Below are 15,765 nucleotides of genomic sequence, written 5' to 3'. Positions count from 1 at the left end.
AGTGGACTTGGTGGCATGATCACTTTCCGGGTCGACCGGCGCTCCGGCACCGCGGTGTACGCGCAGCTGGTGCAGCAGGTCCGGCAGGCGGTCCGGGTGGGCCGGCTGGCACCGGGCGACCGGCTGCCCACCGCCCGGGAGGTCGCCGAGCGAACCGGGATCAACCCCAACACCGTGCTGCGGGCGTACCGGGACCTGGAGACGGCCGGGCTGGTGGAGCCGCGGCAGGGCTCCGGCACGTTCGTCCGCCCGTCCCTGCCGCAACCGCAGGTCGACGTCACGGCGTTGCGGCAGGAACTGGCCGGGTGGATCGGGCGCGCCCGGGCCGCCGGTCTGGACCTGCCCGACATCCAGGCGCTCGTCACCGACGTGGCCGCCGATCAGGAGGAGTCGCACACCCATGCCCGCTGAGATCCCGTCCGCCGCGGTCGCCGCCGAGGGCGTCGGCCACCGGTTCGGCGACGTGCCCGCGTTGCGCGACTGCACCTTCGCGGTGCCGCCCGGCGCGGTCGTGGCGCTGCTGGGCCGCAACGGCGCCGGCAAGACCACGCTGCTGCGGGCGGTGGTGGGCCTGCTGCGCCCGTACCGCGGGCGGATCCGGGTCTTCGGAGAGCCGGCCGGCGCCGGGGTGCTGCCCCGGATCGGTTACGTCGCCCAGCAGGCGCCGCTGTACCGGATGCTGACCGTGGAGCAGACGCTGCGACTGGGCGCCCGGCTGAATCCGCACTTCGACGCCGGGTACGCCCGGCGGCTGGTCGACGCCGGGCCGCTTCCGGTCACCGCCCGGGTGGGTGCGCTGGCGGCCGGGCAGCGCGCCCGGCTGGCGCTGGCCGTGGCCCTCGGGAAGCGACCGGACCTGCTGGTCCTGGACGAGCCGCTGGCCAGCCTCGACCCGGTGGCCCGCACCGAGTTCGTCGGTGCCCTGATGGCCGAGGTCGCCGACCGCGGCACCACCGTGCTGATGTCCACCCACGTGGTGGCCGACGTCCAGGACGTCTGCGACCACGTCGTGGTGCTCGGCGGCGGGCAGGTGCGCCTGGCGGCCGAGGTGGAGCCGGCATTGGCCGCGCACCGGCTCGCGGTCGGCGCGGAGCGCGACCTCGGCGCGCTCGACGGCCTGGAGACGATCGAGGTACGCCGGGACGGCGGCGAGTTCACCGCCCTGGTCGCCACCGCCGCGCCCCCGGACGCCGGCACCGTCACCTGGCACCGGCCCACGCTCGAGGAACTGCTCCTCGGTTACCTGCGGACCGGGGCGCCGCATCCGTCCGTGGAGGTGTCGCTCGCATGACCTGGCTCGCGCTCCGCCTGCTCCGGCCGTACCTGATCGTGGCCGGTTCGGTGGCCGCCGCGGCCACCGCCTACGTGCTGCACGCGGCCGGGGTGGTGCAACGGCAGCTGGACCGCGCCGGCGTACCGGACTGCCGCGACCCGAACGAGTGCTATCCGAGCGGGGGCGCGCTGAACGCGGTCCTCGGCATGGAACTCGTCGCGGCGTTCGTACCCCCGCTGCTGGGGTTGATCCTCGGGGTGGCGTTGTTCGCCCGCGAGCGCGAGGAGGACACCATCGCGTTCGTGCTGACCCAGTCCGTCCCGCGGGAGCGCTGGGTGCTCACCAAGCTGGGCTGGGCGCTCGCCGCCGGCGCCGCCTGCGCCGCCTGCGTGGCCACCGCGCACCGGCTGGCCGGGATCCGGTACACGGTGCTGGCCAATGACACCTACGAACTGCTGCAGCTGTTGCACTTCAACAACGCCGGCTACATGGTGGGGCAGACCGTGGTGCTGATCGCCCTGGCCGCCGTGCTGGGTCTGGTCACCGGCCGGACCCTGCCGACGCTGGTGTTGACGGTGATCGGCGGGCCGTTCGTGGTGATGGCCGGGGGCGGCGTCGCGGTGCTGCTGTTCTATCCGCTCGGGGTGCTGACCGGCGGCACCGATCCGGCGGCCGACGGCACCGCGGGCACGTTCGCCGACGACATGACGGCGATGGATCCGTTCGCCTACCTCGCGGGCGCGGTGCTCGGCGCCGGCGCCGTCGCCCTGGCCCTGCTCGCCCGCCGGGCCGGGAGCCGCGCCTCCCGGTGACCGCGCCGAGCGCGGTGGCGGCGGGCCGATCGGCCCGCCGCCCGCGCCGCCGCCTACCTCACGGTCGCCGGACGATGCTCTGTCCCGGATCGACGACCACGACCGCCACGACGGCACCGTTCTTCCGGAACGTCACGGTCCGGGACTCCGTCGTCGGATTGACCGCCATCAGGTGCGGGCGCTCGGTGCCGCCGAACGCGAGACCGTACGGGCCGTCCGCGACCACGGCCGGTTGCGGTGGCCCGTACGCGGCCAGCATCTCCACCCAGTAGCGCACCATCGCGCGACTGGTGCTCTCCTCCCGGGGCAGCTTCGGGACGAGCCGCTGCCGGGCCGACGCGGGATCCGCCACGGCGAGGTCCGCGGCGAACAGGTCGGCCCACACCCGTGGCTTCCCGCCCACGTCCCGGGTCAGCTCGGCGGACCGGGCCGCCGCCTTGGCCGGGTCGCCGCGGTACAGCGAACCGAACGTCAACGGCAGCAACTGGATGCCCAGGATGGACTCCGGCTTCGGGTCGAACCAGGTGGCGTAGTCGATCTTCGCGTCCCAGACGATCCCGGCGCCGGTGTGCCGGTAGCCGGCCGGGCGCTCGCCCTGCTCCCCCAGCCAGTACCGGCGGGCGGTCGCCGCCTCCAGCGCGTAGTGGGTGATGCCGTACGAGGTCAGCTGCGCGTTCCCGGAGACGATGCCCCACCGGGTCACCGCCTCCCAGGCGGCCACCGCCTCGCTCGACGACTCCTGGTTGTTGCCGTCGGCGAACCGGCCGAACCCGGAGGCCGCGGAGTGCCCGAGGTAGGCGTTGAACGCGCGGAACGCCGGGAAACCCTCCGGACCGTCACCGGACAGCGTGCCGCTGAAGTCGCGCACCACCAGGTCCACGGCACCGCCGTAGTCGCGGCGGAAGGCCGGGTCCGCCGCGGCGAGCACGGCGGCCGCGCGGACCAGGTACCCGTACTGGAAGTGGTGGTCGTTGTAGTCGCCGCTGCCGAACTCGGCGGGCACGGCGGTCAGCCCGCCCCACACCTTGTCGTACGCGAAGTACCGGACGTCCCCCGGCCCGCCGTAGGTCAGCCAGTCGACCAGCCCGGATCGCAGGCGGCTCAGGGCGGCCTCCCGTTGCGGCAGCGCGCCGATCCCCTTCGCCACCTCGGCGACGGTGGCCAGCCGGCCGAGTTCCTTCAGGCCGAAGTAGCTGCCGCCGCCCGCGCCGGCGGGCCGGTCCGCGAGGTCCCGGTCGAGGTCGGCCCGCACCGCGGCGCGAGCGGGGTCGGAGAGCGGGATCACCGGTGTCTCGGTGATCAGCCCGGGCATCGGCACCCGGACCCGGACCCCGGTGGCCCGCGCCACGGTCAGCGCCCCGCGCGTGTCGGGGTACCCGCCGGCCATCGGCTCGACGCCGCCGCCGGGCACCAGGCCCGCCTGCTGGTGCGGCAGCAGCGCCCAGACGGCGGGCCGGCCGGACTGCCGTTCGACGCCGAGGTTCTGCGTCACCGTGCCGGCGGCGCCGTCGTGCGTCATGTGTGCGGTGGTGCGGATCACCGGGTCACCGGCGGCGCCGGCCAGGGCCTGCGTCCACTGGGCCGGTTCGGCCCGGTCCGGTACCCGGGCCACCACGATCGCGCCCTTGTCCGGCCGGTCCACGGTGAGCGTGTTGCCCGTCTGGCGCCAGCCGGCGCCGTCCTGGGCCAGCACGTCCCAGCGCTGACCGGCGATGGTGAGCTGGGCGAGCGGGCCGGCGCCGCCGACCCGGCCGATCGGCCCGCTCGCGTTCAGCACCGGGGTGGCGCCGGCGAAGTCCAGGTACAGCAACGGACTCCCCTGCACCGCGGTGATCTCCATGGTGCCGCCGCCGCGGAGTTCGGCCCGCAGCACGACGTGGAAGGCGCCGTACCCGACGACCCGCACCGCGGAGATCGCCCCGCCGGCGCTGAGCGCCGGCTGGAACGGTGTCACCACGGCCTTGGCCGACGCGGCCGGCGCGGCCGAGCTGATCCCGAGGCCGGCGCCGGTGTTCCCGATCGCCAGGGGACGCGCCCAGATCGGCTGGTCCAGCGGACCGGTGAGGGCGGAGGTCCACCACTGGTTGGTGGGCAGCGCCTGCCCGGCCAGCGGCCGGCCGGCCTGGACCGGGCCGGTCCTCGGGCTCATGTCGGCCGGGGCGGCGTCGGCCAGGCTGGCCCGGCCGCCCACCTCCGGGCGGCCCAGCAGGGTGGTGGCGGCGCCCTCGCTGAGCGCGCCGGACGCCGGCGGCGCCGGGTCGCGGGTGGCCATGTCCGATCCGCCTCCGGTCCAGCAGGCCGCGGTGAACAACACCGTCGGCACGACACATGCGGCGGTCACGATCCGCCGGAAGTGGTTGGTCATCCCGCTCCGTTCACCGCGGGGGTACGACCCGCCGCGGTCTTGGTGTCGATGTCGGCGGTGAAGCGCAGCCCCGGTACGAGCGCGCTCACCGTGTCGACGGCATCGGTGCGCGGAACCAGCACGACGGTGAGCTGTTCGTGTTCCGCCTTCTGCTCCTCGGTGAGCGGGGCCTCGGAGAGCGGGTCGGGCCCGATCCGTGCCTGCACGTGGTCGACGACGACCGGGACCGGGCGGTCCAGGCCGGGGCCGGTGATCTGCGCCGCCATGCCGAGGCGCAGCTCGCGGAGCTCCTCCTCGGTGGCCTTGGCCGCGAAGCTCAGCTTGGAGTGGTCGTACAGCGTGATGACCGGTTCACCGACCGCCAGCACACCACCGACCGCGATGTCCACCTTGGACACCGTGCCGGATACCGGGGCGCGCAGCGTCTCCACCGTCGGCTGCCGGCGGGCGACGGACGGGTCCGGCGCCAGCCGTACCCGGGCGAGTTCCTGGCCCACGGCGACCCGGGTCTGCTCGGTGACCAGGACCTCGGTCACCACGCCGGCGCCGGTGGAGCCGACCGGGAGCGCGTCCGCGGTGAGCACCGCGTCGTGCAGCGTCACGAAGGCGCTCTCGGCGAGCCGGTGGTTCAGGACGTAGGCCCCGCCGGTGCCGGCGCCGGCGAGCAGCGCGACGGTGACGAGGAACGTGCGGACCGCGGGGATCCGCGACCTGAGGGTGCGCTTCCCGGGCGCCGGGGCGGGGTCCCCGGCGACCTGGTGCGCCTGGTCGAAGGACTGCGGTGACTGTTCGAGACGGTCGTGCTCGACCACACTGGTCATGGCGGTAATCCCTTAGAACGACGGAACAGATCCGTGGGGGTGCGTACTCAGCGAGCCGGTGCCACCGCGGGCAGGCCCGCGGGTCCGGCGGCCCGGCCGGCGCTGGCCGGGCCGGTCTCGTCGTGGTCGCGACCGGTGACCGATTCCACGATCATCCGGCCCAGGATCATTACGATCATGGTGGCCCAGGCCACGGAGAGCCAGGTCGGCGCCGGGTCGGCCATCACGGCCAGGCCGACCACGATCCCGGTCACGTTGAGCAGCAGCAGGGCCAGCTGCGGCATGACGACCCAGAGCGACCGGGTGCTCCCGCCGGCCTGGTTGGTGACGCTCCACTTCGCCGGCCGGCGGCGCAGCGTCGCCCAGAACGCCTTGGCGTGCACCGGCGCGGCGCCGATGCTGGCGACGATGGCCGAGCCCTTGAAGCCACCGGACTGCAGCCACGTGACGACCAGGACCATCACCTGGAACGGCACGTAGTGCGTCGCCCAGGTGACCCCGTCGGCGCGGATCGGGCTCAGCGCGAACAGCAGGTAGAACGCCGGCAGCAGCATGAACGTGAGCATCGCCAGCGAGAGCAGGTAGTGCGTGCCGACGAACAGGTACTGCAGCCGCTGGTCGACGGTGAGCCCGTTGCCACGCCGGAACAGCCGGCCGCGCAGGATCACCTCGAAGCCGCCGCTGGCCCAGCGGAGCTGCTGCTTGAAGTACGACGCCACGTCCACCGGCGCCAGGCCGCGGGCCAGCACCTGCGGTACGTAGATGGACTTCCAGCCGCGCCGGTGCAGTTCCAGCGAGGTCCAGATGTCCTCGGAGTTGCTGCCGGTGGCGATGCCGCCGATCTCGTCCAGCGCACTACGGCGGAACATCACGTTCGTGCCCACGCAGAACGCCGCGTTGAAGTGGTTCTTGCCGGGGCACACCAGCTCGTAGAAGATGCGCTGGGCTTCCGACGTGCCGGTGGAGACGAGGTTCGTCTGGTTGGTGTACGACTGCGGCGACTGGACGAACGCCACGTCCGGGTCCTCGAAGTGCGGCAGGACCTGGAGCAGGAAGTTCGGCTCCGGAACGTGGTCGGCGTCGAGGATCACCACGTACTCGCCGGAGGTGCGGGCGAGCGCGGCGTTGACGTTGCCGGCCTTGGCGTGCAGTCCGCCGTCGCGGCGCAGGTAGCCGACCCCCTCGTCGGTACAGATGCTCCGCAGGACGTCGCTGTCGCCGTCGTCGAGAACCCAGGTCCGGTGCTCCAGGTCCATGTCGCGGGCGGCCCGCAGCGTGGTGCGGACCAGCGCGGGGTCCTCCCCGTACGCGGTGATGAAGACGTCGATGCCCGGGACCTCGGCGCCGGCGCGCAGCCGGTTGCGCCGCACCGTCACCTCCACCGGCTCGGCCCGGTTGTCGTGGGCCAGGATGGTCCACCAGGTGCCGATGGCGTGGATGGCGGTCAGGCCCTCGGCGAGCAGCATCGCGGTCCACAGCCAGACCGGCCCGCGGTACTGCGGGTCGAGCAGGAAGGTCTGGTAGAAGATCGTCGCGAGCAGTGCCCCGAAGATGGCGAGGCGAGTGGACCGCTGCAGCGGCCGCCAGGCCCGCCGCGTGGACGCGGCGGCCGGGCGGGTCGGGGGATCAGTGGTCGACATGGTTGCTCCAAGATGTTTCCGCAGGCCGAACTTCGGCACGAGCCGCAGACCGGCGGCGTGTCCCCGCCGAATGGGCCCGAGTGACCCCCGCAACATTGCGTGGGTATACGTCTGGCATTTCTCCGTGGTAAACGACGATCACATTGGCCAACGTCGTCGAGCGGCACCGGAAAAAACGGTAGGGGCAGACCGCCGTCATTGGCAAATGCGGTTACTGCCGCCACATACCGGGCCGCGCGGCGACGCGGAAACGGCACTGTCTTCGTTCGTAAACGCGATGTTCATCAAATGCCGCCGCCGGATCGATCACCACGCCGGCCGGGTCGCAGGTCAGTGCGCCGGGGAAAGGTGGGCGGTGAGATGCATCGCTTCTGCCGGACGGATCAGTGGCGGCCGCGCGCACGATGATTGTTTCGGGCATTCATTGCGCTATCCGAAATCGCGCGGCCGTTCGCTCCGGCCGGCAGATGCCAAGGTCAAGACGCCGCTCATACCTCCGCTAGCGGCGTGCACCGTCGGCTCGCGCCGCCCGATCCGGCCCACTGCCAGGCAGTTCGGCACCACCCTGAAAGGGCCGGTTACCGGCGTCCGGCATTACCCGGCGAAGATCGTCGAGTCGGCGGCTCGGACATCCGCCGACATGGATTGCGCACCGCGTGCGGGATGAGTACGGTCACATCCGGGTTCACCGGCGGCCGAGGTTTCCGGGGAGGTATCTTTCTTGTCATTGTGGTGATCATCGCGGCGGAGACGCGCCTCACCGTAATCACAACGGACCGACTTTATCGGCGGCCCGCGGGTAAACATTTCGATCCGGTGCCGGGCGGGTCCGGCAGCGGTGTTACGGGAGGCACAATGGACGGCGGGACGCGGGACTCGCGACGGCCGACGCTGGAGGCGGTCGCCACCCGGGCCGGCGTGTCCCGGGCCACCGTGTCCCGGGTGGTCAACGGGTCGATGACGGTCGCCACCGACATGCGCGCGAAGGTGCTGCGCGCGGTCGACGAGATGGGGTACGTGCCGAATCAGGCGGCACGCAGCCTGGTCACCCACCGGATGGACTCGTACGCGCTGGTGCTCACCGAGTCGGCCGGCCGGTCCTTCTCCGACGACACCTTCTTCCCGTCCCTGGTGCACGGGGTGAGCCAGCATCTGGACGCGGCCGGCAAGGAACTCGTCCTGCAGATGGTCAACTCGCAGCGCAGCCAGGACCACATCCAGCAGTCCGCGGCCGGCCGGTACGTCGACGGCGTGATGGTGGCCTCCGCGCTCGGCGCCGACCCGCTCACCCACCGGCTGGTCCGGATGGGCGTACCGGTGGTGGTCAACGGGCGCCCCCGGGGCCGCCTCTCGGTGCCCTACGTCGACGTCGCCAACGCCGAGGGCGCCCGGCTCGCGGTGCGCCGGCTGATCGGCTCCGGCCGGCGGTGCATCGCCACCATCGCCGGCGCGCAGGACGTCACCGGCGGCATCGACCGGCTGGCCGGCTACCGGGCCGAGATGGCGGCCGCGGGCCGGCCGCCGCGGGTGGCGTTCGGTGACTTCGGCCGGGAGTCCGGCAGCGCCGCGATGGAGCAGCTGCTCGCGGACGAACCGCACCTCGACGCGGTCTTCGTGGCCTCCGACCTGATGGCGTCCGGCGCGCTGCGGGCCCTGCGCCGGTCCGGCCGGCGGGTGCCCGACGACGTGGCGGTGATCGGCTTCGACGACACCGCGGTGGCCTGGTACGCGGAACCCCCGCTGACCACGGTCCACCAGCCCATTCACGACATCGGGCGGACCATGGCCCGGCAGGTGCTGCGGATGGCCGGCGGCGAGACGGTCGAGCCGGCCGTCGTCCTCCCGGCCCGGCTGGTGATCCGCGAGTCGGGCTGACCGCCGGAGCGACCGGATAGACTGTCGCACGTGCAGATCGCGCATCTCTCCGACCTGCACCTCGGTGCGGACAGCCCGGCCGTCCAGGCCGCGTTCACCGCCGATGTCGCGGCCCAGCGCGTCGACCTCGCCGTGGTCAGCGGCGACCTCACGATGCGCGCCCAGCGGCCGCAGTTCGCCGCGGCCCGCGCCCTGCTGGACTCGCTCGGTACCCCCTGGATCAGCGTGCCGGGCAACCACGACCTGCCGCTGTTCCGGGTGTTCGAGCGGCTGGTCGCGCCGCTGGCGAACTACCGCCGGGCGATCGGCCGGGACACCGAACCGGTGCGCCGGCACGGCGACGTCGAGGTGCTCGGCCTGAACACCGCCCGGCCGTACTTCTGGGTCGAGGGACGCGTCGACCGGCGCCAGCGGGCCCGGATCCGGTCCGCGTACACCGGTCCGGGGTTGCGGGTGCTGGTGCTGCACCACCCGGTCTTCCGGTCACCGGAGCGGCCCGCCGCACACCTGGTCCGCGGCCTGCGCCCGGCCCTGCGGGCGGCGGCCGACGCGCAGGTGGACGTGATCCTCTGTGGCCACCACCATGTGGCGGCGCACACCGACCTGGCCGAGACGTACCCGGGACTGGGCCGGCACATCCTGGCGGTGATGGCCGGCACCACCTCCACCCGGGTACGCGCCGGCCGCCCCCAGTCCTATCAGCTGCTGACGCTGACCGGCCGCGATCGGCTGCGGCTGCAGACCCGTCAGTTCGACGGCGAGCGGTTCGCCGGCCACCCGGCCGGCGAGTGGACCCGGGGGCCGTCCGGCTGGCTGACGTCGCGGTCACCGGACGACTCCGCCCGCTCCCGGTAGCACCAGGCCGGCCCGGGGCGGCGCACCCCGGGCGGACGCCGCCGGGCCAGCACCGCCAGCACGGCCAGCACGATCACGTTCACCAGCAGCACCGCCGACGTCACCGGGTCCACACCCGAGCTGTGGTCGTGACCCGAACCGGCCGGGACCGGCGCCGGGCCGGCCCGGCCGGCCGCGCCGGCCACCACCGCGGTCAGCAGCAGGACACCGGCGGCGCACCCCCGGCGGGTCCACCGGCCCATCACGACGCCCGGGGTCCGGCCCCGGTCCGCGGCACGCACGAGCACGACATCCGGGACAGCTCCTCCGGCCCGGGCCGCCGGTGCAGGTACATGGCCACCACCATGGGCAGGAACACGATCGCGTTGTAGAACAGGTGCAGCTCCACCCGGGGCACCACGAGCTGGGCCAGGCTGACCGGCACCGCGCTGCCGAAGAACGGGTTGCCGGTCTGCGCCTGGATCAGCAGCAGCAGATGCTCGAGGTGGTGCCACGTCTGGATCACCAGCGCCGCGGTCCACCAGGTGCGGGCCGCGCCGGTGAAACCCGGCCGCAGCAGCACCAGACCGGCCAGCATGACGATCGCGTACGCGTAGTGCAGCCACTCCTGGCTGACCAGCCAGGGAAACGGCATGCCGAGCACACCGCGGGCTTCGGGCGGGCGCCAGCCCAGCCCCCAGATCTGCACCGCCTGGGTCAGATGCTCGGCCCAGTGCGCGACCACGACGGCCAGGAAGAACAACAGGGCGGGACGGTGGTACCGGGTGTTCAGGCCGGTGCCGGCGGTCGGCTGCGCCAGGGTCATGGTGGTTCCTTTCCGGTGCGTCGATCGGTCAGGGAGAAGCGGGCAGGCGCGTCCGGGTGCCGGCCCGCCAGGCCAGGTAGAAGCTGTCGCGTACGCCACGGTCCGCCAGGTCGTCCCGGGCCCGGGCCACCGCGCGCAGCGATCCGGCGATGTAGACCCGCTGCGCCTCGCCGAGCCGGCCGGTCAGCGCGTCGAACAGCGGACGGTCGGCGCGCTGCCGCGCCTCCCAGCCGAACGCGGTGCCCTGGAAGAAGTCGGCGCGGAACTCGTCCGGCACCCAGGAGACCACCTGGGCGAGGTACTCGGCCCGGTCCAGCCAGCTGTAGGCGAAACCGAGGCCCAGGCCGCTCCAGCAGTCGCCGTGCACCTCGGCCGGCAGCGCGCCGATCAGCGCCGCCGCCCGGCCCAGATCGCCCATGCAGGCGAACCAGAGGCTGCGGCCGTACCCCTGGAAGCAGACGTGCGCCGGACCGGCGCCGTAGCGGGCGAAGGACCGGGTCACCGAGGTACGCCCGGCGCCGAGGAAGCCGGCCCGGAAACCGATGCCCTCGTACGGCAGCAGCCGGAAGTGCGGGTGCAGCATCCCGGTGACCGCGGCGGTGCCGGGGCGGGACAGCGCCGGACGGGTGGCCAGCCACCAGCCCAGCCCGACGTAGTTCTGATACACCGTCTGCGGGTGGAACTCCCCCAGCACGGCGTCGAAGTCGCGGTAGCCGCGCCGGTTGAGGAACGCCCACGGCCCGAACCCCATGGCCGCGCCCTCGTAGGCGAACGGCCGGTAGTACCGGTCCACCCCGGCCAGGTCGGCGTGCACCTCGTCCAGGTCCACCGCCCGGGCGAAGGCGTGATAACCACGCAGGAACGAACCCAGCACGGTACGGGTGCGGGCCCGCTGCCAGTCGTCGCGCAACACGAACGAGTCGAGCAGCGGCTCGAACCGCTCCGGGTCGCGCGCCGACGCGGTCAGCACCACCCGCCGGGTCAGCGTTCCCCGGCGGTGCCGGGGACGGTTGGTCAACGCGGTCACGGTGTCTCCTCCGCTCGGGTCGGGGTGCCGGCCGCACCGATCAGCGCGGCCATCCGGGCCACCGCGTCGTCGCCGGCGATGGTGCGCAGCACGTCCACCGCCCGGCTGCCCAGGTCGTGCGCGGAACCGGGCATGCCGAGCAGCACCTGCAGCCAGCGCGCGTCCGCGCCGGTCAGGGCGCCGCGACCGGCCAGCCGTACCGCGGACTCGCAGGCCGGGCGGATCCGGGCGTCCCGGGCGTCGCGGTAGTCCGCGGTCACCGCGGTCCAGCTCTCCCCGCCGGTCAGGTGCCGGTGCACGGTGTCGGCGAGCAACCCGGCGGAGAAGACCGCGTGGTCGATGCCGGCGCCGATGCACGGGTGCACCGCGGCCCCGGCGTCGCCGACCAGTGCCCAGCCGGGCCCGGCCGGCTCGCGCAGGTGGCTGCGCAGGTTGCCGCTGCCGTGCACCGGGCCCACCCGGGTCGCCCCGGCCAGCCGCGCGGCGAGCGTGCGGATCGACGCGAGCACCCGCGCGAACCGGTCCTCGTGCCCGGCCCGCCAGGCGGTCAGGTCGTCGTCCCGCGGCATCACGCAGATGCAGTGCAGGTCACCGTCGCAGGGTGCGACGATGACCACGTCCGAGCCGTGCCAGTAGTACTCCAGCGCGGGCAGGGCGGCGCCGGCCACCCCGGTGTAGTAGGCGTAGTAGGCGAGCCGCAGGCGGGGGCGGGTGAGGTAGGCGCGGGCGCCCACGGCCCGGGCGACCGTCGAGTTCCGGCCGTCCGCGCCCACCACGATCCGGGCCGGGAGCTCCACCGGGCGGCCGTCGACCAGCACCCGGGCGCCGGTGACCAGGTCGCCGTCCCGCAGCAGGGCGGCCACCCGGGCGCCCTCGTACCAGGTGACGTCCCCGGCCTTGCCGGCGTACTCGATCAGCATCGGGTCCAGGACCTCCCGGCGCAGCGCCCGCGCGTACGGCGTGGCCAGCAGATCGGCCTCGGTCGCGCAGCCCTCCACCTCGGTCCGGAAACGGGTCAGGGCCGGCGCGGACGCCAGCCTGGGATCATCGAGCACGCCGAGGCGGCCGAACGCCGCCCAGTCGCCGAACACGTGGGTGGACACGGCCGGGCTCGGGTGGTGGTCACGGTCGACCAGCGCGACCCGGTAGCCGAGCCGGGCCAGCAGGATCGCCGTGGCCGAACCCGCCACCCGGCCACCCACGACAAGGACGTCGAACAAGGGCACTCCTCCCCCGGTACGCACCGCGGTGGAGACGGGCCGGCCCGTCCCCACCGCCGCTGCTCAGGCCTCGTTCGCGCAGGCCCACAGCTCGAGGTGCTTCTCACCGCGGACGTCGTACAGCGGGACGTCGCACTGCGACTCGAAGCGGGACCCGATCGGCGGGATCCGGAACAGCTTGCCGGACATCCGCACCGGGGTGTTGTTGTGCAGGGTGCCGTCCGGCGTCTCCACCGTCAGGAACAGGACCTGCTCGCTGTCCACACCTTCGGCCAGCTTGCGGCCGGCCGGGACGTGCACGGTGCCGAGAATGGGCCGGGCGTCCGGGGCGCTCAGCGCGCCGCCCAGCACCTTGATCTCCGCGCCGGGCCACAGTTCGGTGCTGACCCCGACCAGCTCGAAGCGGATGATCTCGAGGTGCATGGTGAGGTCGCCGCTCTCGGCCACGGTGGGCTCGTGCACGATGAACTCGGTCGGGCACGCGGTGTGCATGCTGATCCGCTCGGTGCGGCCGTCCAGCGTGCGCAGTCCGACCTCGGACTCCGCGTAGCTCAGCTCGAGTACGGTGTCGTACTCGGTGAGCCTCTCGACGGCGATCTTGCTGTCGGTCATGGCTTCTTCCCTTTCACTCGTCCCAGACGGGATCTGGTGACTCCAATCTGACCGACCGGCGGCGTGCCCGACTTGGCCAATGTTGCGACATGGCCGGCGACCGACCGGTCATATTTGCGTCGCGGCCGACCACCGGGAATTGCGCACCTGCCACGCGGCGCAACAAATCCATAGCGTTCGGCGGCGGATAACGGCGAAAGTGGGTGCGCCGACGATTTCCGCATTCCGGTGCCGAGGAGGAATTGATGATGCGTCGCCTCGGAGCGGCACTGGCCGCCACCCTGCTCGGCGCCGCCCTGCCGGTCGCGCCCGCCGCCGCGGCCGACCCGGGCGCACCGGCCCGCCAGTGGGCGCGTGCCGTCACCGGCGAGACGGTGCTCGCCCACGTCCACCGGTTCGGCCGGTTCGCCGCCGAGGCCGGTGGCACCCGCGCCGCCGGCACCCCCGGGCACGACGCCTCGGCCACCTACGTCGCCGACGCCCTCACCGCGGCCGGCTACCAGGTCACCGTGCAGCCGTACGACTTCCCGGTCTACCCGGTCCCGCCGGTGCTGCACCCGCTCGGCTTCCACCGCGACCGGCCCGAGCTGGGCCGGGACTTCTCCGCGATGCTGCACACCCCGGCCGGCGAGGTGTCCGCCCGGGTGCACCCGGTGGACGTGACGATCCCGCCGTCCGCCACCCCGAACACGTCCACCAGCGGCTGCGAGGCCGCCGACTTCGCCGGCTTCCCGCCCGGCCGGATCGCGCTGGTCCAGCGCGGCACCTGCAACTACCGGGTCAAGGCCGACCACGCCGCGGCGGCCGGGGCGGTCGCGCTGATCGCGTTCAACGAGGGCCAGCCGGACCGGCTCGGGCCGCTGCTGGGCAGCCTGAGCACCCCCGGCGCGGCGATCCCGGCGTTCAGCGTCAGCTACCGGCTCGGCGCCCGGCTGGCCGGCGAACGGCCGGTGGTCCGGCTGCGCACCCCCGCCGTCACGGAGACCCGGCGCACCAGCAACGTCACCGCCCAGACGCCCGCCGGGGACCCGGCGCGGGTGCTGCTGATCGGCGCACACCTGGACAGCGCGCCGGGCAGTCCCGGACTGAACGACAGCGCAACCGGCAGCGCGGCCCTGCTGGAGATGGCGTTGCGCCTGCGCGACCCGGCGCTGTCCGGATGGCAGCCCGCGCGAGCGGTGCGGTTCGCCTGGTGGAGCAGCGCGGCGGTGTGGGCGCCGGGCGCGACGCACTACGTGTACACGCTGCCGCCCGCCGAGGTCGGCCGGATCGCCGCCTACCTGGACGCCGACGCGCTGGGCTCCACCAACCACATCTCCGGGGTGCTGGACGGCGACCCGGGCATCGCCCGCCTGCTGCGCCGCCACCTGTCCGAACACGGCAACGGCTCGGTGCCGGTACCCCTCACCGGTGCTTCCGACACCGACGCGTTCGCCACCTTCGGCATCCCGGTCGGCGGCGTGTTCGGCGGCGCGGACGGTCGCAAGACCCCGGCCGAGCGGCGCATGTTCGGCGGGCGGGCCGGGGAGCCGTACGACCCCTGCCACCGGCTGACGTGCGACGGCGCGGCCAACGTGGACCCGGTCGTGCTGGCCCGGCACACCGCGGCACTGACCTGGACCGCGGGCCGGCTGGCCGCGACGGCCCCGTGATTCTCCCAGCGAGCGATCCGCCTGATGAGCCCACCTGAGTCGGCCCATCTGCGCCGGCCCGTCCACAGCAACTCGTCGCCGTCGGCCGATCTCGGACGGCTGGTTGCCATTCGCCATCGCCCGGCCGAGACATCCCGCCCACTGCGTCGGGATTCATAGGCTTTGCGCTGTTCGGTGTCCGTGCAGATCTTGGAGGCTCGGCCGAACCTTGGAGCGAAATGGCCCCCTGGGGGGCGATACCGCTCCAAGATCTGCCCCAGCCTCCAAGATCTGCCGCTCGGAAGCCGCATTCGGGACATCGTGCCGCCCCCGTTGCGAAGCACAACCCTCGTCAACCTCCGGTGCGGAGCACGCCGTATTTCCACACGCGCCGGCCGGGCGGCAGACAGCGGGTCGGAAGTTGCGGTTCGCAGCGCACCACACCGCCACACGCGGCTAGGCGGCAGACAGCGAGTGGGAAGTTACGGCTCGCAGCGCACCACACCGCCACACGCGGCTAGGCGGCAGACAGCGAGTGGGAAGTTACGGCTCGCAGCGCACCACACCGCCACACGCACCCGGACGGCAGACAGCGAGTGGGAAGTTACGGCTCGCAGCGCACCACACCGCCACACGCGGCTAGGCGGCAGACAGCGAGTGGGAAGTTACGGCTCGCAGCGCACCACACCGCCACACGCCGCTGTGGGCTTGACCCGATTCGGCGGACAGGGTCTATGTGTTGATCGTCAAGCTACCTTGAGCGCGGTCAGCGGTCGGAGGTTGGTGTTGTCCTCGTAGGTGGCGGGGCTTTGGTAGCCGAGGCTGGAGT

The 15,765-nt window shown here is 73.4% G+C and carries 15 protein-coding genes; 7 read left to right on the top strand and 8 right to left on the bottom strand.

The genetic code is table 11. The annotated features are described in order from the left end of the window. Positions 1-15: 15 nt before the first annotated feature. Genes LDL48_RS41470 through LDL48_RS41460 form a run of 3 tightly spaced genes read left to right on the top strand, consistent with a single transcriptional unit; the run spans position 16 to position 2,085 of the window. Entirely contained in the window at positions 16-411 is a 396-nt protein-coding gene (locus LDL48_RS41470) for a GntR family transcriptional regulator (protein ID WP_225260687.1), read from the top strand. After that, positions 401-1,291, top strand: a complete 891-nt coding sequence (locus LDL48_RS41465; RefSeq protein WP_225260686.1) for an ABC transporter ATP-binding protein — start codon at positions 401-403, stop codon at positions 1,289-1,291. Before LDL48_RS41470 ends, LDL48_RS41465 begins: the two co-directional genes overlap by 11 nt. Continuing rightward, positions 1,288-2,085, top strand: coding sequence for an ABC-2 membrane transporter-related protein (locus LDL48_RS41460; protein ID WP_225260685.1), 798 nt, complete (start codon positions 1,288-1,290; stop codon positions 2,083-2,085). The genes LDL48_RS41465 and LDL48_RS41460 overlap by 4 nt, the downstream gene beginning before the upstream one ends. 58 nt (positions 2,086-2,143) lie before the next feature. Here LDL48_RS41460 and LDL48_RS41455 read toward each other — a convergent pair whose 3' ends face one another. From LDL48_RS41455 to LDL48_RS41445, 3 genes are read right to left on the bottom strand one after another with little or no spacing between them, the layout of a single operon-like run. Then, on the bottom strand, positions 2,144-4,450 hold the full coding sequence (locus tag LDL48_RS41455; protein WP_225260684.1) for a glycosyl hydrolase: 2,307 nt from the start codon (positions 4,448-4,450) through the stop codon (positions 2,144-2,146). Further along, positions 4,447-5,271, bottom strand: coding sequence for a biotin/lipoyl attachment domain-containing protein (locus tag LDL48_RS41450; protein ID WP_225260683.1), 825 nt, complete (start codon positions 5,269-5,271; stop codon positions 4,447-4,449). The genes LDL48_RS41455 and LDL48_RS41450 overlap by 4 nt, the downstream gene beginning before the upstream one ends. Positions 5,272-5,318: 47 nt before the next feature. Next, entirely contained in the window at positions 5,319-6,911 is a 1,593-nt protein-coding gene (locus tag LDL48_RS41445; RefSeq protein ID WP_225260682.1) for a glycosyltransferase family 2 protein, read from the bottom strand. Between the two features lie 124 nt (positions 6,912-7,035). Here LDL48_RS41445 and LDL48_RS41440 point away from each other — a divergent pair, with 124 nt between their 5' ends. From LDL48_RS41440 to LDL48_RS41430, 3 genes are all read left to right on the top strand, one after another. Further along, positions 7,036-7,578, top strand: a complete 543-nt coding sequence (locus LDL48_RS41440; protein WP_225260681.1) for a hypothetical protein — start codon at positions 7,036-7,038, stop codon at positions 7,576-7,578. 188 nt (positions 7,579-7,766) lie between these two features. After that, entirely contained in the window at positions 7,767-8,786 is a 1,020-nt protein-coding gene (locus LDL48_RS41435; RefSeq protein WP_225260680.1) for a LacI family DNA-binding transcriptional regulator, read from the top strand. 30 nt (positions 8,787-8,816) lie between these two features. Then, positions 8,817-9,641, top strand: coding sequence for a metallophosphoesterase family protein (locus LDL48_RS41430; protein ID WP_225260679.1), 825 nt, complete (start codon positions 8,817-8,819; stop codon positions 9,639-9,641). Here the strand turns inward: LDL48_RS41430 and LDL48_RS41425 are convergent. The 5 genes from LDL48_RS41425 to LDL48_RS41405 all read right to left on the bottom strand — a co-directional run bounded on the left by LDL48_RS41425 (position 9,533) and on the right by LDL48_RS41405 (position 13,305). Further along, the gene (locus LDL48_RS41425; RefSeq protein WP_225260678.1) at positions 9,533-9,928 is read right to left on the bottom strand and encodes a hypothetical protein; all 396 of its coding nucleotides are present in this window, start codon (positions 9,926-9,928) and stop codon (positions 9,533-9,535) included. The two genes, LDL48_RS41430 and LDL48_RS41425, sit on opposite strands and share 109 nt — an antisense overlap. Further along, positions 9,883-10,446 (bottom strand): hypothetical protein, encoded by a 564-nt coding sequence (locus LDL48_RS41420; protein ID WP_225260677.1) that lies wholly within the window; start codon positions 10,444-10,446, stop codon positions 9,883-9,885. Before LDL48_RS41420 ends, LDL48_RS41425 begins: the two co-directional genes overlap by 46 nt. Positions 10,447-10,474: 28 nt before the next feature. Beyond that, entirely contained in the window at positions 10,475-11,473 is a 999-nt protein-coding gene (locus LDL48_RS41415) for a DUF1702 family protein (protein WP_225260676.1), read from the bottom strand. Beyond that, complete coding sequence (locus LDL48_RS41410) at positions 11,470-12,693, bottom strand: NAD(P)/FAD-dependent oxidoreductase (protein ID WP_225260675.1); 1,224 nt, start codon at positions 12,691-12,693, stop codon at positions 11,470-11,472. Before LDL48_RS41410 ends, LDL48_RS41415 begins: the two co-directional genes overlap by 4 nt. A gap of 63 nt (positions 12,694-12,756) precedes the next feature. After that, entirely contained in the window at positions 12,757-13,305 is a 549-nt protein-coding gene (locus LDL48_RS41405) for a hypothetical protein (protein ID WP_225260674.1), read from the bottom strand. A 245-nt stretch (positions 13,306-13,550) separates the two neighbouring features. Here LDL48_RS41405 and LDL48_RS41400 point away from each other — a divergent pair, with 245 nt between their 5' ends. Then, complete coding sequence (locus LDL48_RS41400; protein ID WP_225260673.1) at positions 13,551-14,957, top strand: M28 family peptidase; 1,407 nt, start codon at positions 13,551-13,553, stop codon at positions 14,955-14,957. Positions 14,958-15,765 lie beyond the last annotated feature (808 nt).

The sequence above is a fragment of the Jidongwangia harbinensis genome, assembly GCF_020216025.1.
Lineage (GTDB): Bacteria > Actinomycetota > Actinomycetes > Mycobacteriales > Micromonosporaceae > Actinoplanes > Actinoplanes harbinensis.
Note: the sequence above shows the minus strand (reverse complement) of the source record. Positions and strands in the feature narration are given on the sequence as shown.